Raw genomic sequence first — 18,353 nt, forward strand, 5'->3', positions numbered from 1 at the left:
AATTAAATTTTAAATTATGTTGGAGGTTACAATGTTTGAAAAAATTAGAGATATAATAGTTGAACAACTAGGTTTAGATGGTAAGGATGGATTATCTATGGAAACATCTCTTAAAGAAGATCTAGATGCTGATTCTTTAGATGCTGTTGAAGTTATAATGGCTTTAGAAGAAGAGTTTGATATAGAAATACCAGACGAAGACGCTGAGAACTTCAAAACTATAGGTGATATAGTAGGATATATAGAAAATCATTAATACATAAAAGGGATGTTCATTGAACATCCCTTTTATGTATGTCTAAGCCCATTTTTGTAAAATATTTTTCATGAAATATTTTATATCTATTCCATAAACTTTATTTAACGTAGATCCATTAAATACTTCTTCAGGTAGTCCATAATCAACTTCTTTTCCATCTTTAAGTATAAGCACTTTATCAGCAAAATACTGAACCAAATTTAGATCATGTAATACACCAACAACTATTTTATTATTATTTTTTAACCAATCATTTAAATTATCTAGTAATTCTATCTGATGCTTAAAATCTAAGTGATTAGTGGGCTCATCAAGTAAAATTACATCTGGATTTTGAGCAAATACTCTTGCTAAAAAAACTCTTTGAAGTTGTCCGCCTGATAATTCATTAATCATTTTATCTTTTAATTCATATATGCCAACTTTTTTCATACTATCAACTATTATTTCACTATCTTTGGAAGATAATCTTGCAAATGCCCCTTTTGAGTATGCGTATCTTCCTAGTGATACAGTATCATAAACAGTATAAGGAAAATATAGTTGAGTTATTTGACTCATCAGACCTATCTTTTTAGCCAACTCCAATCTGCTAATCTCACTTACTTCTTTCCCATCTATTTTTACATTACCCTTGTATTCAATAATATTGGCGATGGATTTTAGAAGTGTAGTCTTACCACATCCATTTGGTCCCACAATACAAAGATTTTCGCCTCTTTTTACTTTAAAATTAATATTTTTAATTATTTCTTTTTTATCATATCCTGTATATAGATTTTCTACTTCTAACATTTAATATCACCTAGCTTTTTTAAAATATATATGAGCAAAGAATGGTGCTCCTATTAAAGCTGTTACTGCCCCAACAGGTAATTCCATTGGTGAAAATACAGTTCTGGCTATTAAGTCCGTTACAACCATTAAACATCCACCGAATAGAAATGACATAGGAACCACATATTTATGATTTGAACCAAATATTTTTCTTACAATATGAGGTGCAATTAAATCAACAAATCCTATGATTCCACTTAAGGCTACTGAACCACCAGTCAAAATAGCACAATACACAAATAACTTTGTTTTCACTTTTTGTGTATCAACTCCAACTAATTTAGCTTGTTCTTCCCCAAAAGTAAGTATATCCATTTCCTTTGTAAATCTAAGAACTCCTAACATTCCTATAATAAAGAAAGGTGTAATAAGAACAACATATGACCAGCCCTTCATGGCAAAACTACCCATCTGCCATAGCGTAATACTTTCTAAATCCTCAGTAAAAAATGCTATCAATGTGGTTAACAAAGCATTTACAAATAAAGAAAATACCATTCCTGCTAAAATAATTGTATTATTTGACATTGTTTTATCTATTTTAGATGCAAAAGTTATAACTATAAATACAGTAGCTAAGCCCGAAATAAATCCTACTAAAGGTAGAGTAAATCCTTGTACAAATGGTATTGATATACCTGAAACTATTACTAATCCTGCACCAAGAGACGCTCCTGAAGATACACCTAATGTATATGGCGATGCCAGCTCATTTTTTAATACGGACTGAATTACAGCACCACTTACAGCTAGACATCCTCCAACTATAAATGCTAATAATACCCTTGGTAATCTTATTTTCCAAACTATAGATATTTGTGGAGATGTTATGCTTTCATTAAGTGGTAAATTAAAAATTTTATTTAATATAATTGATATAGTATCTAAAATGCTAATATGGGAACTTCCATTGGAAGCTCCCATACTTATAATAAAAAATGCAATTAATACACTTAATAATATTTTCTTTCTATTTTTATTTTCCATATACATCTGGATATATAGCCTTAGCCATTTCATCTAAAGCTTTTATTATATTTTGGTTTCCACGAGCGGATGAGTTTGAATCTATATAGTAAACATCTCCATTTTTAATTGCTTTTATATTTTCCCATCCATTGCGTGATGATATTTCTTTTGTTGGATTTTTTACATAATTAACGTTTGTTAATATTACATCTGGGTTAGCATCTAATATTGCTTCTTCTGTTGGAGCAAACCAACTTTTCTCATTTTTAAACACATTTTCTGCTCCTATTACTTCAATCATCTCATTTAAAAATGTACTGTGACCAAAAGTAAATAGATTCGGTGCTGGACCTATTTCAAAGTATACTTTCTTTTTATCTTTAATAGTTTTACCTAACTCTTCATACTTAGATATTTTTGCTTTCATATCAGTGATTATCTCTTCACCTTTTTTCTCTTCATTTACTAAGGATGCTATAAACTCTATATCTTTGTATATTCCTTCTATACTATCACTACTTGGTATATAAACTACTGGTATACCAGCCTCCACTATTGCTTTGTATGGATCTTCTGCAGAACCTATTTTGTTATATCCTGATGCTATTATTATATCTGGCTCTAGCGCTATTATTGCTTCCGCATCTGGTTTATTCATATCCATTTTAGGAATATCTTTATTCAATCCTTCTATTCCTTCCGAATACTTATCTACTGCAACTAATTTGTCTGCTATACCAAGGCCTACTAAAACTTCTGTATTAGATGGTGCTGTTGTTATTATTTTTTCCAATTTAGTTGGTACTTTAACTTCACGTCCTTCTCTGTCAGTTACAGTTATCTCTTTGTTGCTGTTACATCCTACAGCAAGCATTAATACAAAACTTGTTATAATTGCTAATAATTTTTTCTTCATGTCTTTTCCTCCTATAAATTGTCATAAAAAAAGCCTAACCAAAAGGTTAGGCAAATATATACATAGATTTTAAACATAAATGCTTTGTTATATTAAAAATCAAAACATAATGTTTCATAATGTAATATTTTCTTCACCCCGAAGAAACTACTTTATGATTTTAGGCAGGTCTCCTGACTTAGCTTCATTCTACTCCTCACCTTCCCATGGTTATACCACAGTGGCTTAATGAGTTTCGTCTACATTACAGTAACGGGGGCTGTAGAGGAATCACACCTCTTTCCCTTTTAATCTATTGCAAATAGAACCTTAAAATCTCATGTATTCAATTTTTCATTTTATAATTATAACATATCCTGTAATTTATTCAATTTTTTTTATTTTATATAGTTTTATTTTTTTAAGTTAAGCCCATTTTTGCAAAATATTCACCATAAAATTCTTTATATCCATTCCATAAATATCATTTAGCAATTTATCTTTTAAAACATTTTCTGGAGTTCCGTAAGAAACTTCTTCCCCATCTTTAATCATAAGAACTTTGTCTGCAAAATATTGTACTAGATTTAAATCATGCAGAACACCTATTACAATTTTATTGTTATTTTTTACCCATTCATTAAGGTTTTCCAAAAGATCTATTTGATTTTTAAAATCAAGATGATTTGTTGGTTCATCTAGTAAAATTATATCTGGATCTTGTGCAAATACTCTGGCTAAAAATACTCTTTGTAATTGTCCTCCTGATAATTCTGTAATCATCTTATCTTTAAGATCGTATACGCCTACTTTATTCATACTATCTACAATTATTTGTTTATCTTCATAAGAAAGTTTTGAAAAAGCTCCCTTTGAATATGCGTATCTTCCCAGGGATACAGTATCATAAACAGTATAGGGAAAGTATAATTGAGATATTTGGCTCATAAGCCCAACCTTTTTTGCTAATTCCACTCTACTAAGCATAAATGATTCTTTATTATCTATTTTTATACTTCCTTTATAATCAATAATATTAGCTATAGATTTTAATAATGTACTTTTGCCACAACCATTAGGACCAACTATACATAGGTTTTCTCCATTTTTTACATTAAAACTGATATTCTTAATTATATCTTTTCCATCATAACCACAATAAAGATTTTTAACTTCTAACATTTAATATCAACTTCCTTTTTTAAAATATACATAGGCAAAAAATGGTGCGCCTATTAAAGCTGTAACTGCTCCCACCGGAAGTTCTATTGGCGCAAACAATGTTCTGGATATTAAGTCTGCTATTACCATTAGACCTCCTCCAAATAAAAATGACATGGGTATAACATATTTATGATTTGAACCAAAAGCCTTTCTTACTACATGAGGAGCAATTAAATCTACAAATCCAATCGTTCCACTAAGTGCTACAGACCCACCTGTTAATATTGCACAGTAAACAAATAATTTTCTCTTCACCTTATATGTGTCCACACCTACGGCCTTGGCTTGTTCTTCTCCAAATGTAAGAATATCCATCTCTTTTGTATACTTAAATACACCTAACATTCCAACTAAGAAAAATGGCAATATTAATCCAACGTAAGTCCATCCTCTCATTGCAAAACTACCCATTTGCCAAAGAGCTATACTTTTTAAATCATTACTAAAAAACGCCGTCAAAGTAGTTAATAATGCATTTACAAATAAAGATAAAACCATACCTACAAGAACCACTGTATTATTTGACATAGTCTTATCTATTTTTGTTGAAAATACAATCACAGAAAACATAGTAATTAATCCAAAAATAAATCCTATAAATGGTAATGTAAATCCACCTATTAATGGTATTGATATTCCTGTAACTATTATAAGTCCAGCTCCCAAAGAAGCTCCTGAAGATACACCTAAGGTATATGGTGATGCCAATTCATTTTTTAGTATAGATTGAACTACTGCTCCACTAGTTGCTAAACAACCTCCAACTAAAAATGCTAATAATACTCTTGGTAATCTAAGGTTCCATATTATAGAAATATGTTTTGGTGTAACATTTTCTGATAAAGGTAAATTTAACATTTTATTACCTATTATGGACAGTGTATCAAATATACTTATATCTGAGCTTCCTATAGATGTTCCTAACCAAATAATTGCAAGTAATGAAATTATACTTACGGCTATTTTTTTTCTATTTGTTATATTCATCTGGGTATACGGCTTTAGCCATTTCCTTTAAAGCTTTTATTATATTTTGAGTTGGGCGAGAAGATGAATCAGCATCTATATAATAAACTTCATTATTTTTTATAGCCTTAATATTTTCCCATCCATCACGAGATTTTATTTCTTTTTCTGGATTTTTCACATAATTAACTGTAGTTAAAATTACATCTGGATTGGCATCTATTACAGACTCTTCACTAGGCGATATCCATGATTTTTGATCTTTAAATATATTTTCTGCTCCTATAAGTTCAATCATTTCATTTAAAAATGTTGAGTTTCCAATACTATATAAACTAGGTGCTGGACCTATTTCAACATATACTTTCTTTTTATCTTTTATAGTTTTTCCAACCTTAGCTATTTCTTCTATTTCACCTTTCATATTAGAAACTATTTCTTCACCTTTATCTTTTTTATCAACTATAGAAGAAATAAACTCTATATCTTTGTAAATTCCATCTATACTATCACTGCTAGGTATGTAAACTACAGGTATTCCCACATCACTAAGGGATTTGAATGGATCATCTGAAGACCCTGCTTTATTATAACCTGAAGCTATAACAATATCTGGATCTAATTCAATTATTGCCTCTGCATCTGGCGAAGTAAAATCCATTTTCTTTGCATCTTTATTTACACCTTCTATACCTTCTGAATATGTGTCCATGCACACAATTTTATCTCCCACACCTAAGCCTGCTAATATTTCTGTATTGGAAGGTGCTGTAGATACAATTTTTTCAATATTCGTCGGTATATTAACTTCATTTCCTTCTCTGTCTGTCACAGTCTTCTCTTTATTGTTACTACATGCTACTGCAAAAAGCATTATTAAGCATAATAACAATGGTAATAATTTTTTCTTCATAAGTTTTCCCCCATACATATAAGTTTAGAATTAAAAAAAAGCCTAACCATAAGGCTAGGCTCCTATATCTATATTTTGACATCATCACATGTCTTTTAAGATACTTCCTTCACCCCGAAGAAATTTACTTTTTAATTTAGGCAGGTTTCCTGACTTAGTATCAACCTACTCCTCACCTTCCCATGGTTTTAATCACAGTGGTATTTTGAGTTTCGTCCACATTACAGTAACGGGGGCTGTAGAGGAATTTCACCTCTTTCCCTATTAATCTTTAAGAACCTAAATTTATATAAAATTGTTTCTGAATATATTGTAGCATATTCAAAGTTAGTTTTTATAAGTTTAAAAACTAATATTAATATTTTAATTATTTTTCTTCATAGAAACTTACATTTTTTATTATTATATCAACTGTGCCATCTTCATTTTGTCTAACACTATATTTCATAGGATCTTCAAAATCCACAAGATTTCCTTTTATATCAAATCCATTGTCTGTTTTTATGCTTCTTTTTTTAAGTTTTTTCTCAACCCATTTTTTGTCTATATTAAAATTAGTTTCAATTCCCCTGTCAACCATTAACTCTTTGAAACTTTCTTTTAAATTGTCATCATCTATTGATTTTTCCACAAATTGTTCTATATCTACTTCTTCTTTTTCCTTTAAAGTGTAGTTTAATAAACTTCTAACATCTTCTGCTTTTTTAATATTATTACCCATGGCATTTGTTATCCAGTTGTCTGCAGTAGTTTTAAAAGTTTTTGTATTAAACTTATCATCTGTAACTTTCTCCGCATTTAAAAATTCAGTTATAAATCTAGATTTTTTTTCTGGATCTTCTTCTTTTTCTGAATCTTTGTCTAATAATCTTAAGTGGAATTCATCATTTATTCCATTAATTCCAACTAATGCACATTGTTTTTGTCTTCCTGTATCTGGAATCCCTATTTCATTACTTATTATTTGTATGTTGAATTTTTCATCTAATAATTCTATAGAGTGAGTGTATAGTTTCTTATAATCTAATTTTACTATTCCCACATATTTTTCATCTTTCACACTATATAAACACATTGCCAAGTCACATGAGTCTATATCTTCATATTTTTTCATTATATCAAATAAATAAGAAGCTATTTCTTTTGAATTATGGACGAAAGTGTCATCATCGTAGATTATTTGCTCACAACAATTTTTTATTATATTATCATTATAATCCTTAAATACTGCCTTTCTTAAATCGTCATCTTTTATTGCTCTATTAATTATTTTTTCGAAAAACTTATCTACCTCTATATTGTTTTTTCCTTCAAAATCGTTTAATATTGGGCTTTCACTATTTCTATCAAGAACATGAATAATATACTTATGTATAACCATATCTAATAACCTCCATGAATTTTTTATTTTAATTTTTCTATTAATTCTTCCATATCTTTTGGAAGTGGTGCCTTAAACTCTAAATCTTCTCTAGTTCTTGGTTGCTTTAACTTTAAACTGAAAGCATGTAAAGCTTGTCTATTAATTAATTTTTCATCCACATGCCCATATAACTCATCACCTATTATTCCATGACCTATGTGATTTAGGTGAACTCGTATTTGATGTGTTCTTCCTGTTTCTAGTTTTAGTTTTAAAACTGTAGCATCATTTAATCTTTGTAATACTTCAAAATGTGTTACTGATGGCTGTCCATCTTCATGAACAATCCTCTTTATACTATCATCAGTAGGTCTATATATTGGCTCATTTATAGTACCAAAATCTTCTTTAACCACACCTTTTACTACAGCTATATACATTTTCTCAACTTTATCTTCTTTCATATCTGAGGATAAAACAAATTGAGCATAAGGATTTTTCGCCACAATAACTAAGCCTGATGTGTTCATATCAAGTCTATTTACAAATCTTATTTTTACATTTTCATTTTTTCCCAAAACATAATGTGTCACACCATTGGCAATAGTATTTTCGAAGTGACTCTTTGTTGGATGAACTACCATAAATGGTGGTTTATTTAACATTATTATATCAAAATCATCATATAAAATAGGTAACTTTAAATCTTGTGGCTTAAAATCTGCCATATCTTCATCAATTTTGACTTCAATTAAATCACCTTTGTTTATTTTATCTGCTGGCCTAACATATTTATTATTTACTTTTACAGTTTTATATCTTTTCATTTTTGATAATGATCTTACTGAAAAGTTTAGCTTATCCAACAATACTTCTTTTAAAGTTAAATTTTCATCTTCATTTATGTATGAAATAACATTATATTTTTGATCTTCTTTTCTAAACATGTATTCACCTACTTTTATTTAATATTATTTATCTTACCATAATTTCATATATTTATATAAGTAAAAGAAAAAAATCACACCATAATTTGTGTGATTTTAAATATTTAATAAAATTTATTTCACTTCTTCCATTTCTTCATATCCTTTGCAAACATCTATCCACTTCTCTGAATGAGAAAATCTTTCTAGCTCATCACAAGTTAATTCTATAGATGAATTGCTACTTCCTGCTGCTGGGAAAATTGTATCAAACCTCTTCATGGAAAGATCTAAGTATACTTTTACTTGATCATTTTTAATGGCAAACGGACATACACCGCCTATACCATGGCCTATGTATTCTAATACTTCCTCTGGTGTCAACATTTTAGCTTTATGTCCAAATTCACTTTTAAATTTCTTATTGTCAATTTTAGCATCACCAGCTGTTACAATTAATATGGCATTGTCACCTTCTTTATTTTTGAAGGAAAGTGTCTTTGCAATTCTAGCAGGAATAACTCCCACTGCCTCTGCTGCCAATTCAACTGTTGCTGAAGATAACTCATGCTCCATAATATCATTATCTTTATTATACTCTTTTAAAAATTCTCTAACTTTTTCTACCGACATAATTTTACACCTCCATTTACAGCATTTCCTTATAATTATTCCCAAAATAAGTATATCATATAAAGTTATTTAAAGAAGAAAATTCCCTATTTTTGAAATTATTAAAATAAATAGAGGTTTTTATCTATTTTTGTATAAATATTTACATTACAACATGTTTTTATATAACAAAGAATATTTCCTAAATTTACATATATTTGATATAATACAACTTATAAATGAGGTGGAACAATGGGGAGAATCATAACAATAAATTCTAATAAAGTACAAAAATCTCTTGATACTAGAGATATCTTACATAAAAAATTAATTAAAGTTGGATTTGACGTTGACTATGAATATAATCCTAAAGCAGAATTAATAATATCTATAGGTGGAGATGGCTGCTTTTTACAAACTATTCGAGATTATAATATTCCAAGCATACCTTTAGTAGGAATTAATACTGGCCATTTAGGTTTTTTTCCAGATATAACTCCAAAGGATATAGATGCTTTTATTCAATCTTATTTGCAAGAAGATTATGTAACTCAAGAGTTGCCTCTTCTTCAAACTAAAGTTTCCACTAGCCATGGCTGTTTTAATATTTTTGGCATAAATGAAGCTGTTGTTAAGGGGGATAAATCTAGAACTATTCATCTAAAATTAGATATAAACAATAAGCGTGTACAAAACTTTAGTGGAGATGGTTTAATAATATCAACATCTGCTGGTTCTACTGCTTATAATTATGCCGTAGGTGGTAGCATTGTTGACACAAGTTTAAACGTTATTCAAGTTGCACCCATATCACCAATAAACACAAATGCCTATAGATGTTTCACATCAAGCATTATATGTTCACATGATTCCGTTGTTAATGTATCTCCGGAATGTGAGTTTGAAAATTCTACCCTAGTCGTGGTAGATGGTTTAGAGTATAATTTTAATGAAATAGATAATATAAGTCTTTCCATATCAGATAGAAAAATCAAGCTCCTTAGAACATCAAATTATGAGTTCTGGAGTAGGGTGTGTGAGAAATTCTTATAAATTATAGGAGGAAAGAATATGAAAATTGGAGTACTTAGTGACACTCATGGAAGTTTACCTTATTTAGAAAAAGCATTGGATACATTGTCAGACTGTGACATATTACTTCATCTTGGTGATGTATTATACCACGGTCCTAGAAATGATCTTCCTGAAGGATATAACCCGAAAGCTGTAATAGAAATAGTAAATAAACTAGATAATATTACAATAGTTAGAGGTAACTGTGATGCTGATGTAGATCAAATGGTTATAAATCATCCAATTGAATCTCCTTTTGTACATAAAAAAATAGACAATATTAGTGTACTTATGGATCATGGATATCAATCATCAAGAGAAGATATAATAAATAAAGCTAGAGAATTAGGTGTAGATATACTTATTCAAGGTCATACTCACGTAAAAGAATTATCTGTAGATAGAGATATTATAATTCTAAATCCTGGTAGTACTGCTATACCAAAAGATGGTACACATTCTGTAGCAACAATAGAAATATTAAATGATGACAATATTGAAGATGAATTTGAATTAGAAATTAATCTAATAGATATAAATACAAAAGAAATAATTGAAATTGATAATTGTGATTGCGAAGACGGATGTGATTGCAAATAAAAATTATAATTAATAAAAAAGGCTAACTTTTCAGTTAGCCTTTTCTTATAGTATATCTACTTTTTCTAATATATCATGCATAACTAATAACCCTAAGAAGAATATTATTCCTAATATTCCTGCTACTTGTATACCCACAAATATTGCTATTATTGTAAGCAATGGACTTATTCCAACATTTACAGATACTAACTTTGGCTCTAATATTTGTCTAAGTATTGATAATCCTATAAATACTATTGCTATTCCTATAGAAATAAAATAGTTTTCTATAACAAAGTAATAAATTATAACTGGAACAAATATTACAATTATACCTAAGAAAGGTATTAAATCTAGTAAAGCGCCTATTATGGCCAAAGGTAATCCATAAGGAATCTTAAATATTGAGAAACTTATCCATATAACTAAAAATGTAATACTCATTAAAATTGTATATGCTTTTATGTACCCTTTTATTGAAGACATTATTTCATTTTTTACCCTACGTACTTTTACTTTTGTGTCATCTGTAAAAATATTTAAAAAAGAATTCTCTATTTTATCAAAATCTTTAGCTATAAAATATGTAGACATAAATAATGTTATTATTATAAGTACTACTGTGGGAAGAGATGTTGCTAAATCTATTATCTTGGCTAACATTGTCTTAGCTATATCCGCAAGGTTCTTCCCATAGTTTGCTACTAAACTTTGAATGTCTATACTGTTGTTAGATATTCCCTGAAAATAGTTCACATATTTATCTAGGTTGCTTACCCAATCATTTATCATTGTTCCCAAATATGAATAGCTATTGCTATCTATGTTATTTAAAAATGAAACTAACTGTTGGCTTCCTTTGACTAGTAAAAATGAAGCTAAGAATATAACTAATCCAACACCTAATAAACTTAAAAACAAAGTTGATATTCCTTTATTTACTTTAAATTTTCTTTTTAACTTTTCAGATATAGGGTTTATAATAACCGCTAACAAACCTGCTATAAAGAACGGAGCTATATATCCAAAAGTTTTTACAACTAATAAAAATAGTAGTAAATATATAACAAAAAATATTACATTATTTTTTAACTTATATAAAAAGGATCTATTTAGTACAGACACACACATCATTCCCTTCTCTATCTTGATTATATGCTCAATATAATCTTTATATACAAAACTCGTCTTATTTTAAAATACAAATAAAACACTGTTTAAAACAGTGCTTTATTTGCTATAACATTATTCTGATTTTCTTTATTCTGTTTTTGTCTACTGACTCTATATTAAATTTAACTCTATCTACTTCTATAAGTTCATTTTCTTCTGGTATGTGTTTGATATATCCTATAATATATCCTCCTATAGAGTCAAATTCATCAGATTCTAAGTTAATATTTAAAACTTCATTTACGTCGCTAATTTTAGTACTTCCTTCAACAAGGAACTCATTAGAACTAATTACTTCTATTTCATCTTCTTCCTCGTCAAATTCATCTTCTATGTCTCCGACTATAACTTCTACTAAATCTTCTATTGTTATTAAACCTGCTGTACCGCCATATTCATCTACTACAATGGCCATTTGACTTTTGTCTTTTTTCATTTCTTCAAGAAGTTGCGTAATTTTCTTAAATTCATAAGTAAAGAAAGGATCTCTAATATATTGTTTTATATCAAAATTAGCTATTTCTTCATCATTTAAGAATATTACATCTTTTATATTTAATATACCTATAATATCGTCAATTGTCTCTTCATATACAGGCATTCTACTTAACTTTTCTGTTTTAAATAATTCAATTATTTCTTCATAACTATCTTCTGCATCAATAGCTACAATGTCTAGTCTTTGAACCATAGCTTCTTTTGCTTGCATATCACCAAATTCAAAAACATTATTGATTATTTCTCTTTCTTCCATTTCTAATAAACCTTCTTCATGACTTACATTCACCATGGTTTTTAACTCTTCTTCTGTAATAAATGGTCTTACACCATGATCATCTACGCCAAGAAGTTTAAATATTATTTTTGTAATAACATTAAATACTGCTACTACTGGCTTTAATATTATCATAAAAAATTTAATTGGTTTTGCAACCATTAATGCTACTTTTTCAGGAGTACTAGCCGATATAGTTTTGGGTGTTATTTCTCCAAAAACTAATACTAATACAGTCATCAATGCTGTTGCTGCTGCCACACCTTGTGTTCCCCATATACTTATAAATAATGAAGTAGATATAGATGTTGCTGCTATATTAACTATGTTATTTCCTATTAATATGGATGTAAGCAATCTATTAGAATTCTCTATTAAAGAACCTACTAATTTTGCTCCTCTAACTCCATCTTCTTCCATATGTCTTATTTTTATTCTGCTAAGCGACATTAATGCTGTCTCAGATGCAGAGAAAAATCCTGACCCTATTAATAAAATTACTAATAAAACTATTTGAACCAAACTACCGGTCGAGCTATCCAACCTTTACCACTCTCCTACATATATATATTTTATATTATTAAGTATTATAGCATAATTTAACATCATTTTAAATTAATTAATTTTATTAAAGCGCCATTGTAAATATTATATCCATTTTGTCCCTTATTAATTTAAACTTATAATAAATAAATCAATAAGAAAAATACTTTTAAAAAATTATCCTGAAAAAAAAAGTTTTTTTTATCATTTTGTGTCATTTTATGAATATTTACATATATTAAAATTAAGAAAGGCTAATACAGAGTCTTTCTTACAACAATAATATTTTGTTGTTACTCCTTTGTTGATATTTATTTCTGAGCTTCGTAAAAAAATGTATAAAATTCTAAAAAACGGAAAGAATTATATATGAGAGCGGAAATTATATATCTCTCCCCCTAATAAGTATATATTTTTTAAGGCATCTACTATTCCCCCAGTAGGTGCCTCCTTTTTTTAATATGAAAAAACCGACCCTTTAAGGCCGGCTTTAATCTAACTATATTCTATTTTCACTCTAGATCCTTTGCCTACATCACATGGACTAACCAATAGTTTTACTGGTACTCTATTTTTTAGCTCCTCCACATGTGAAATTATACCTATACTTAGTTGATCATTATGAAGATTTTCTAAGGACTCCATAACTACATCTAGTAATTCTACATCTAAAGATCCAAAACCTTCGTCTAAGAAGAAGAACTCCAAAGGACTACTTCCTTTTAATTGTATTTGAGATGATAATGCAAGCGCTAAAGACAATGATGTTAAGAATGTCTCTCCTCCTGATAGTGAATCAACACTTCTTCTTTGTCCACCATTCATATTATCTCTCATTATAAAGTTTAGATTTTCATCTATTTCTAGTGCATATCTACCTCTAGTTATAGAACCTAATCTTTTTGATGCTTCTAATGCAATATATTTAAGTTGATTCGTTGCAACATATTCTACAAACTTATTTCCCATTATTAATTTATTTATTTCATCTAATAAAGATAATTCATGTTCAACTTTTTTAACTTCTTTAGTTAATTCTTTTATTGATAATAAAGATTTTTCAATATTTTTAAGCTCATTTTCCTTTGAACCAATATTTTTTCTTAAATTAGCTATCTCATTTTTTAATGAATTAATTGAGATATGAAGATTTTCAAAGTCTTCAGCTTTTATATTTCTTCCTTTTAATTTTTTATTTAAATCAGATATTTTTACTATTAAGTATTTAGTCTCTTCATCAAAATATTCTATTTCACCTTTGTATTTATCTTTTTCTTCTCTTGGTAAAATAGATTTTTCCACAGAATTAACGCAGTCAAATTTATTGTCTATTAATAATGTTGTTAATGTTTGATTTTTACTTTCTAAGTGTTTTTTAGCCTGAGATAAAATACCATCTTTACTACTTTTTAATTTTGTATTTTCATCAAAATCATGTTTCTTATTAACTAACTCTTCATGTAGTTCCTTTTCATTATTTGCTATTCTATCAATATTTTTTATAGTAGATTCTAATAGTTTTGCTGGTGAAACACCCTTAGCTATTTTGTTCAACTCTTCTTCTTTGTTTTTTAATTCTTTATATTTAGTATCTCTAAGTTGAATCAAATTAGAAAGTTTCTTGTCGATCTCATTAAATAAGCTGTCTTTTTCCTTAAGTTCCTTATCTAAAGTTTCTTTTTCTTTATTTAGAATCGACATTTCCTTATTTAACTTTTCAATTTTCTTTTCATTTTCTCCAATTTCTTTTACCTTAGATCCTAAATCATTAAATTTAACTTTAGATTTTAATCCTAAGTATTCTAAATTAAGATTATCATACTTTTTATTTAAGTTATCCATTTTTTCTTTTAATTCAGTACTTAATTTCCTATCTAAATTTAAATTTTCCTTTATTTTAACTTCTTCTTTTTCCACATCATATTTTAAATCTTTTATCTTGTATGTTTCTTCAACTGTCTTGTTTTTATCTTCTTCCCAAGATAATACTTTTTCTTCTAGTATTTTTAGTTCCTTTTGTTTTATTTCTATTTCTTTTTCCAATGAAGAAGAATTATAGTCTCCTAATTTCACTGATAACTCGCTTAAAGTTTTTCTTTTTATACTTTCAAATGAATTAATTTCTGTATTCTTCAAAGCTAGTTCATCATAATTTTGTTTTTCTTTATTGTACTCCTCTTCTAATTTTTTAATTTTCTCTTCAATTAGTTTGGCTTCTTCTAAATTGGCGTTAACATAAATTTTTTCATGATGAGTAGATCCACAAACAGGACAAGGTTCGTTTTCTTTTAATTCTTCTCTTAAATAAGCTGCCATATTTTTATATATTAGGCTTTCTTGTTCCTCTTTTAAATCTTCTATAGTTTTATTTATTCTTTGTAATTTTTCACTACATTCATTTAAATATCTTTGATTTTCAAATTTACTTTTTTCATTCTTGTTTAAATCATCTTTAATAGAATTAATTTGTTTTTCATAATCCTTTGTATTTTCCAATCTTGATTTTAAATTATGTAGATATTCTTTTTCACTTGATACTATCTTGTTATCTCCAGGACAATTTCTATTTAAAGTTTCCTGATGATCTAAAAGTTTTTTTAGTTTTTCATTTACTGATGATTTATTCTTTTCCACATCAATATTTTTAAACTTCAAATCTTCTATTCTTTTACTTACATCTTTTAATAATTTATTATTTTCTTCTTTTTCCACACTTAATTTTTTTAAATCTTCTTCTTTATTATAAGCTTCAAATATATTTTCTTTTAACTCTGTACTTATACTTAAAGATTCAATATTTTTATTATTGTATTGAATTTTTTTATATTTATTATCAACTTGATTTTGTAAATCAATTATTAGTTTTTCTAAACCTTCTTTTTCCTTATTATCTATATCAATTTCTTTTTTTAACTCTTTAATATCATTATTTAAAACTTCTATTTTCTCTTCTAAATCTATTCCTCTTTGAAGTTTACTTTTTTCTTCAATTAATAAAGGTATCTTTTCATTTTTAGCTTTCTTTGCTTCTTCATATCGAATGGATAATAAATCTATTTCTTTTTTAATATTAATTATAATTCCTTCTAATTTTTCAACTTCATTAGAGTTTTCATATATATCTTTTTCTAATATTTTTATGTCATTTATATGAGGAATAATAGTTTCTCCTCTTTCACTTCTTTCAATTGCTTCTCTTTTTATATTAATTTCTTTTTCTTTTAAATCTATTTGTAATTTTCTATCTATATGTTTTTGTAAAGATTTTTGATCTTCGAATATTATTTTATTTTCTTCAAATTCTTTTTCAGCTTTTAATAAGTCTTCATTTTTAATTTTTTCTAGATTCTTAGCTTGTAAAAGTTCTTCTTTAATTTCCTCGTATAATTCTTCTGTAATCCCTTCATGTTGACTAAGTTTACCATTTAAACTGGTTAAATCTTCTTTTGACGTATTTCTTCTTATCTTAACCTTAGTTGAAAGCTTTTCACCATATTTTTCAAGATTAAATATTCTTTCAAGCATTTTTCTTCTATCTCTATCTTGTAGTTTTAAAAACTCACTAAACTTACCTTGAGGTAAAACTACAGATCTTGTAAAATCATCAGAAGTTAATCCTATAATATCTTGAATTTTACTTTTTACTTCTCCAACCTTGTCAGCAAGTACGTTTATATCTTCGTTGTCTTTTATTTCTCCTAAAAGCACCCTGGAAGTTTTAGTACCTCCTGCTGGTGTATTTTTTATAGTTCTTTCAACAAAATATCTTTTTCTGTTATTTTTACTTCCTATCTCAAATTCATAATTTACAATTGCTTTTTCACAGCTAGAATTTATATAATCAGTAGTATCTCTAGAAATATCTCCATACAAAGCTATAGTTATGGCATCTAATATAGTAGATTTACCACTTCCCGTATTACCAAAAATACCAAACAATCCTCTTGATGTTAGCTTTTCAAAATCTATGGTTTGCTTATCAGTATAACTATTTAACCCCGTTAGTTCTAATTTAATTGGTCTCATCGTCTTCACCCTCTTCGCTTACTATGTTTAAGAATAAGTCCATAAGCTCTCCCCTTGGCTCACATTTTTCTTTGAATTTGTAAAAATCGCTAAATAATTGGGCCATAGATTTTTCCTTTAAGTCGATTTCTTCCGCCTCATATTCAGAGGTAATAATTGGTTTTATCTCAATAATATCTCTTAAATAAGATTTCATTTTCTTTATATGTTCTTGACTTATAACTTCATCTGTTTTTATTTCAAAGTAAGACCATATGTCTCTGTCTTTATTTTCTTCGCATACTTTTAAAGCTTCTTCTATGCCATCACATTTGAAAACCTCAATAGGCTTATAATTATTAAAGTATATAGTTTCTATTGAAGGTTCTTCATTTGCATGTATTTCTACTATATTTGCTCCTTTAGCATAAATTCTCTCTTTTACGCTATATTGTAGTGGTGATCCTGAATAATATACATTTAATCTTTCAGATGCTTTTTGTGGCTTATGTAAATGTCCTAAAGCAGTATATTGAGATTTTTGTGGTAAATCACGCTTATCAACTACAAGACTTCCTCCTAGTTGTATTTGTCTTTCTGAGTCAGATGGATCACCTCCACATACAAATAAATGAGATACAGCTATGTTTATGCTATCTTCTTCAAAGTTTTCTTCTAAATTTCTGAAGATATCACCTATTTTGTTAGAGTATGTTCTTTGTAGTTCTTCTTCACTCTCCACATCTTTCATTGCATCATTTAATCTTTTCTCACTTGGATAAGGCAATGTAATTACAGTTACTTTCTCTCCCTTAATGTTTAATTTTAAACATCCCTCACTGGCTTTCACTATTTCATAACCTTTATATTTTTCCTCAGTTGCACTGCTTAATGGATATCCTAAAATTATAATTCCTTGCTCTTTTGCAAGAGGTGATACAGCAGATAATCTTTCTGGATTATCATGATTACCTGCTATAATTAGTACACATCTATTTCCATCATCAGCTAATCTACTAACTGTTTTATAAAATAAGGTTTCTGCCCCGGCTGGAGGATTTGAAGTATCATACACATCTCCAGCAATAATAACCATATCTATGTTGTTTTCTTCAACAATTTTTATAAAATCGTTGCAGAACTTTTCTTGTTCCTCTAATCTTGAATGGCCTTCCAAATTTTTACCTATATGCCAATCTGATGTATGAATAAATTTCATGGCTCCTCCTTTAATTTT

General features: G+C 28.0%; 16 protein-coding genes and 2 riboswitches. Of the genes, 3 read left to right on the top strand and 13 right to left on the bottom strand.

Translation table 11 applies throughout. The features are described 5' to 3' along the window. Positions 1-31: 31 nt before the first annotated feature. A complete protein-coding gene (acpP, locus tag TEGL_RS17115) occupies positions 32-256 on the top strand; it encodes an acyl carrier protein (RefSeq protein WP_018591694.1) in 225 nt (74 codons plus the stop codon). A gap of 42 nt (positions 257-298) precedes the next feature. Here acpP and TEGL_RS17120 read toward each other — a convergent pair whose 3' ends face one another. From TEGL_RS17120 to TEGL_RS17160, 9 genes are all read right to left on the bottom strand, one after another. Next, positions 299-1,054 carry an ABC transporter ATP-binding protein gene (locus tag TEGL_RS17120; protein ID WP_018591695.1) on the bottom strand — a complete coding sequence of 252 codons (756 nt, stop codon included), beginning with the start codon at positions 1,052-1,054 and terminating at the stop codon, positions 299-301. A gap of 6 nt (positions 1,055-1,060) precedes the next feature. Beyond that, on the bottom strand, positions 1,061-2,083 hold the full coding sequence (locus TEGL_RS17125; RefSeq protein WP_026255155.1) for a FecCD family ABC transporter permease: 1,023 nt from the start codon (positions 2,081-2,083) through the stop codon (positions 1,061-1,063). Continuing rightward, positions 2,073-2,981 carry an ABC transporter substrate-binding protein gene (locus TEGL_RS17130; protein ID WP_018591697.1) on the bottom strand — a complete coding sequence of 303 codons (909 nt, stop codon included), beginning with the start codon at positions 2,979-2,981 and terminating at the stop codon, positions 2,073-2,075. The genes TEGL_RS17125 and TEGL_RS17130 overlap by 11 nt, the downstream gene beginning before the upstream one ends. A 146-nt stretch (positions 2,982-3,127) precedes the next feature. Beyond that, a riboswitch (cobalamin riboswitch) is annotated at positions 3,128-3,308 on the bottom strand. 78 nt (positions 3,309-3,386) lie between these two features. Continuing rightward, on the bottom strand, positions 3,387-4,142 hold the full coding sequence (locus TEGL_RS17135) for an ABC transporter ATP-binding protein (RefSeq protein ID WP_018591698.1): 756 nt from the start codon (positions 4,140-4,142) through the stop codon (positions 3,387-3,389). A 6-nt stretch (positions 4,143-4,148) separates the two neighbouring features. Next, positions 4,149-5,171, bottom strand: a complete 1,023-nt coding sequence (locus TEGL_RS17140) for a FecCD family ABC transporter permease (RefSeq protein WP_018591699.1) — start codon at positions 5,169-5,171, stop codon at positions 4,149-4,151. Beyond that, a complete protein-coding gene (locus TEGL_RS17145; RefSeq protein WP_018591700.1) occupies positions 5,155-6,063 on the bottom strand; it encodes an ABC transporter substrate-binding protein in 909 nt (302 codons plus the stop codon). Before TEGL_RS17145 ends, TEGL_RS17140 begins: the two co-directional genes overlap by 17 nt. Before the next feature lie 122 nt (positions 6,064-6,185). Next, a riboswitch (cobalamin riboswitch) is annotated at positions 6,186-6,361 on the bottom strand. Between the two features lie 69 nt (positions 6,362-6,430). Continuing rightward, entirely contained in the window at positions 6,431-7,444 is a 1,014-nt protein-coding gene (locus tag TEGL_RS17150) for a nucleoid-associated protein (RefSeq protein WP_018591701.1), read from the bottom strand. 23 nt (positions 7,445-7,467) lie between these two features. Continuing rightward, positions 7,468-8,373 carry an RluA family pseudouridine synthase gene (locus tag TEGL_RS17155; RefSeq protein ID WP_018591702.1) on the bottom strand — a complete coding sequence of 302 codons (906 nt, stop codon included), beginning with the start codon at positions 8,371-8,373 and terminating at the stop codon, positions 7,468-7,470. 114 nt (positions 8,374-8,487) lie between these two features. Continuing rightward, the gene (locus TEGL_RS17160) at positions 8,488-8,985 is read right to left on the bottom strand and encodes a YbaK/EbsC family protein (protein ID WP_018591703.1); all 498 of its coding nucleotides are present in this window, start codon (positions 8,983-8,985) and stop codon (positions 8,488-8,490) included. Positions 8,986-9,216: 231 nt separating this feature from the next. On the opposite strand from TEGL_RS17160, the gene TEGL_RS17165 reads away from it, so the two are divergent. Both TEGL_RS17165 and yfcE read left to right on the top strand, forming a co-directional pair. Then, complete coding sequence (locus TEGL_RS17165; protein WP_018591704.1) at positions 9,217-10,017, top strand: NAD(+)/NADH kinase; 801 nt, start codon at positions 9,217-9,219, stop codon at positions 10,015-10,017. Positions 10,018-10,035: 18 nt separating this feature from the next. Beyond that, the gene (gene yfcE / locus TEGL_RS17170) at positions 10,036-10,638 is read left to right on the top strand and encodes a phosphodiesterase (RefSeq protein ID WP_018591705.1); all 603 of its coding nucleotides are present in this window, start codon (positions 10,036-10,038) and stop codon (positions 10,636-10,638) included. 45 nt (positions 10,639-10,683) lie between these two features. On the opposite strand, the gene ytvI is transcribed toward yfcE, so the two are convergent. From ytvI to TEGL_RS17190, 4 genes are all read right to left on the bottom strand, one after another. After that, positions 10,684-11,751 carry a sporulation integral membrane protein YtvI gene (ytvI, locus tag TEGL_RS17175; RefSeq protein ID WP_018591706.1) on the bottom strand — a complete coding sequence of 356 codons (1,068 nt, stop codon included), beginning with the start codon at positions 11,749-11,751 and terminating at the stop codon, positions 10,684-10,686. Positions 11,752-11,857: 106 nt separating this feature from the next. After that, positions 11,858-13,111, bottom strand: a complete 1,254-nt coding sequence (locus TEGL_RS17180; protein ID WP_033316525.1) for an HlyC/CorC family transporter — start codon at positions 13,109-13,111, stop codon at positions 11,858-11,860. A gap of 495 nt (positions 13,112-13,606) precedes the next feature. Next, the gene (locus TEGL_RS17185; protein ID WP_018591708.1) at positions 13,607-17,137 is read right to left on the bottom strand and encodes an SbcC/MukB-like Walker B domain-containing protein; all 3,531 of its coding nucleotides are present in this window, start codon (positions 17,135-17,137) and stop codon (positions 13,607-13,609) included. Beyond that, positions 17,124-18,335, bottom strand: a complete 1,212-nt coding sequence (locus TEGL_RS17190; RefSeq protein WP_018591709.1) for an exonuclease SbcCD subunit D — start codon at positions 18,333-18,335, stop codon at positions 17,124-17,126. Before TEGL_RS17190 ends, TEGL_RS17185 begins: the two co-directional genes overlap by 14 nt. Between the last annotated feature and the right edge of the window lie 18 nt (positions 18,336-18,353).

The sequence above is a fragment of the Terrisporobacter glycolicus ATCC 14880 = DSM 1288 genome (genome assembly GCF_036812735.1).
GTDB lineage: Bacteria > Bacillota > Clostridia > Peptostreptococcales > Peptostreptococcaceae > Terrisporobacter > Terrisporobacter glycolicus.

Coding starts and splice junctions, on each gene's coding strand:
- TEGL_RS17185 (WP_018591708.1), bottom strand. CDS start 17,137: ATGAGACCAATTAAATTAGAACTAACGGGGTTAAATAGTTATACTGAT.
- yfcE (WP_018591705.1), top strand. CDS start 10,036: ATGAAAATTGGAGTACTTAGTGACACTCATGGAAGTTTACCTTATTTA.
- TEGL_RS17155 (WP_018591702.1), bottom strand. CDS start 8,373: ATGTTTAGAAAAGAAGATCAAAAATATAATGTTATTTCATACATAAAT.
- TEGL_RS17140 (WP_018591699.1), bottom strand. CDS start 5,171: ATGAATATAACAAATAGAAAAAAAATAGCCGTAAGTATAATTTCATTA.
- TEGL_RS17135 (WP_018591698.1), bottom strand. CDS start 4,142: ATGTTAGAAGTTAAAAATCTTTATTGTGGTTATGATGGAAAAGATATA.
- TEGL_RS17165 (WP_018591704.1), top strand. CDS start 9,217: ATGGGGAGAATCATAACAATAAATTCTAATAAAGTACAAAAATCTCTT.
- TEGL_RS17130 (WP_018591697.1), bottom strand. CDS start 2,981: ATGAAGAAAAAATTATTAGCAATTATAACAAGTTTTGTATTAATGCTT.
- TEGL_RS17160 (WP_018591703.1), bottom strand. CDS start 8,985: ATGTCGGTAGAAAAAGTTAGAGAATTTTTAAAAGAGTATAATAAAGAT.
- acpP (WP_018591694.1), top strand. CDS start 32: ATGTTTGAAAAAATTAGAGATATAATAGTTGAACAACTAGGTTTAGAT.
- TEGL_RS17190 (WP_018591709.1), bottom strand. CDS start 18,335: ATGAAATTTATTCATACATCAGATTGGCATATAGGTAAAAATTTGGAA.
- TEGL_RS17120 (WP_018591695.1), bottom strand. CDS start 1,054: ATGTTAGAAGTAGAAAATCTATATACAGGATATGATAAAAAAGAAATA.
- TEGL_RS17125 (WP_026255155.1), bottom strand. CDS start 2,083: ATGGAAAATAAAAATAGAAAGAAAATATTATTAAGTGTATTAATTGCA.
- TEGL_RS17145 (WP_018591700.1), bottom strand. CDS start 6,063: ATGAAGAAAAAATTATTACCATTGTTATTATGCTTAATAATGCTTTTT.
- TEGL_RS17150 (WP_018591701.1), bottom strand. CDS start 7,444: ATGGTTATACATAAGTATATTATTCATGTTCTTGATAGAAATAGTGAA.
- ytvI (WP_018591706.1), bottom strand. CDS start 11,751: ATGTGTGTGTCTGTACTAAATAGATCCTTTTTATATAAGTTAAAAAAT.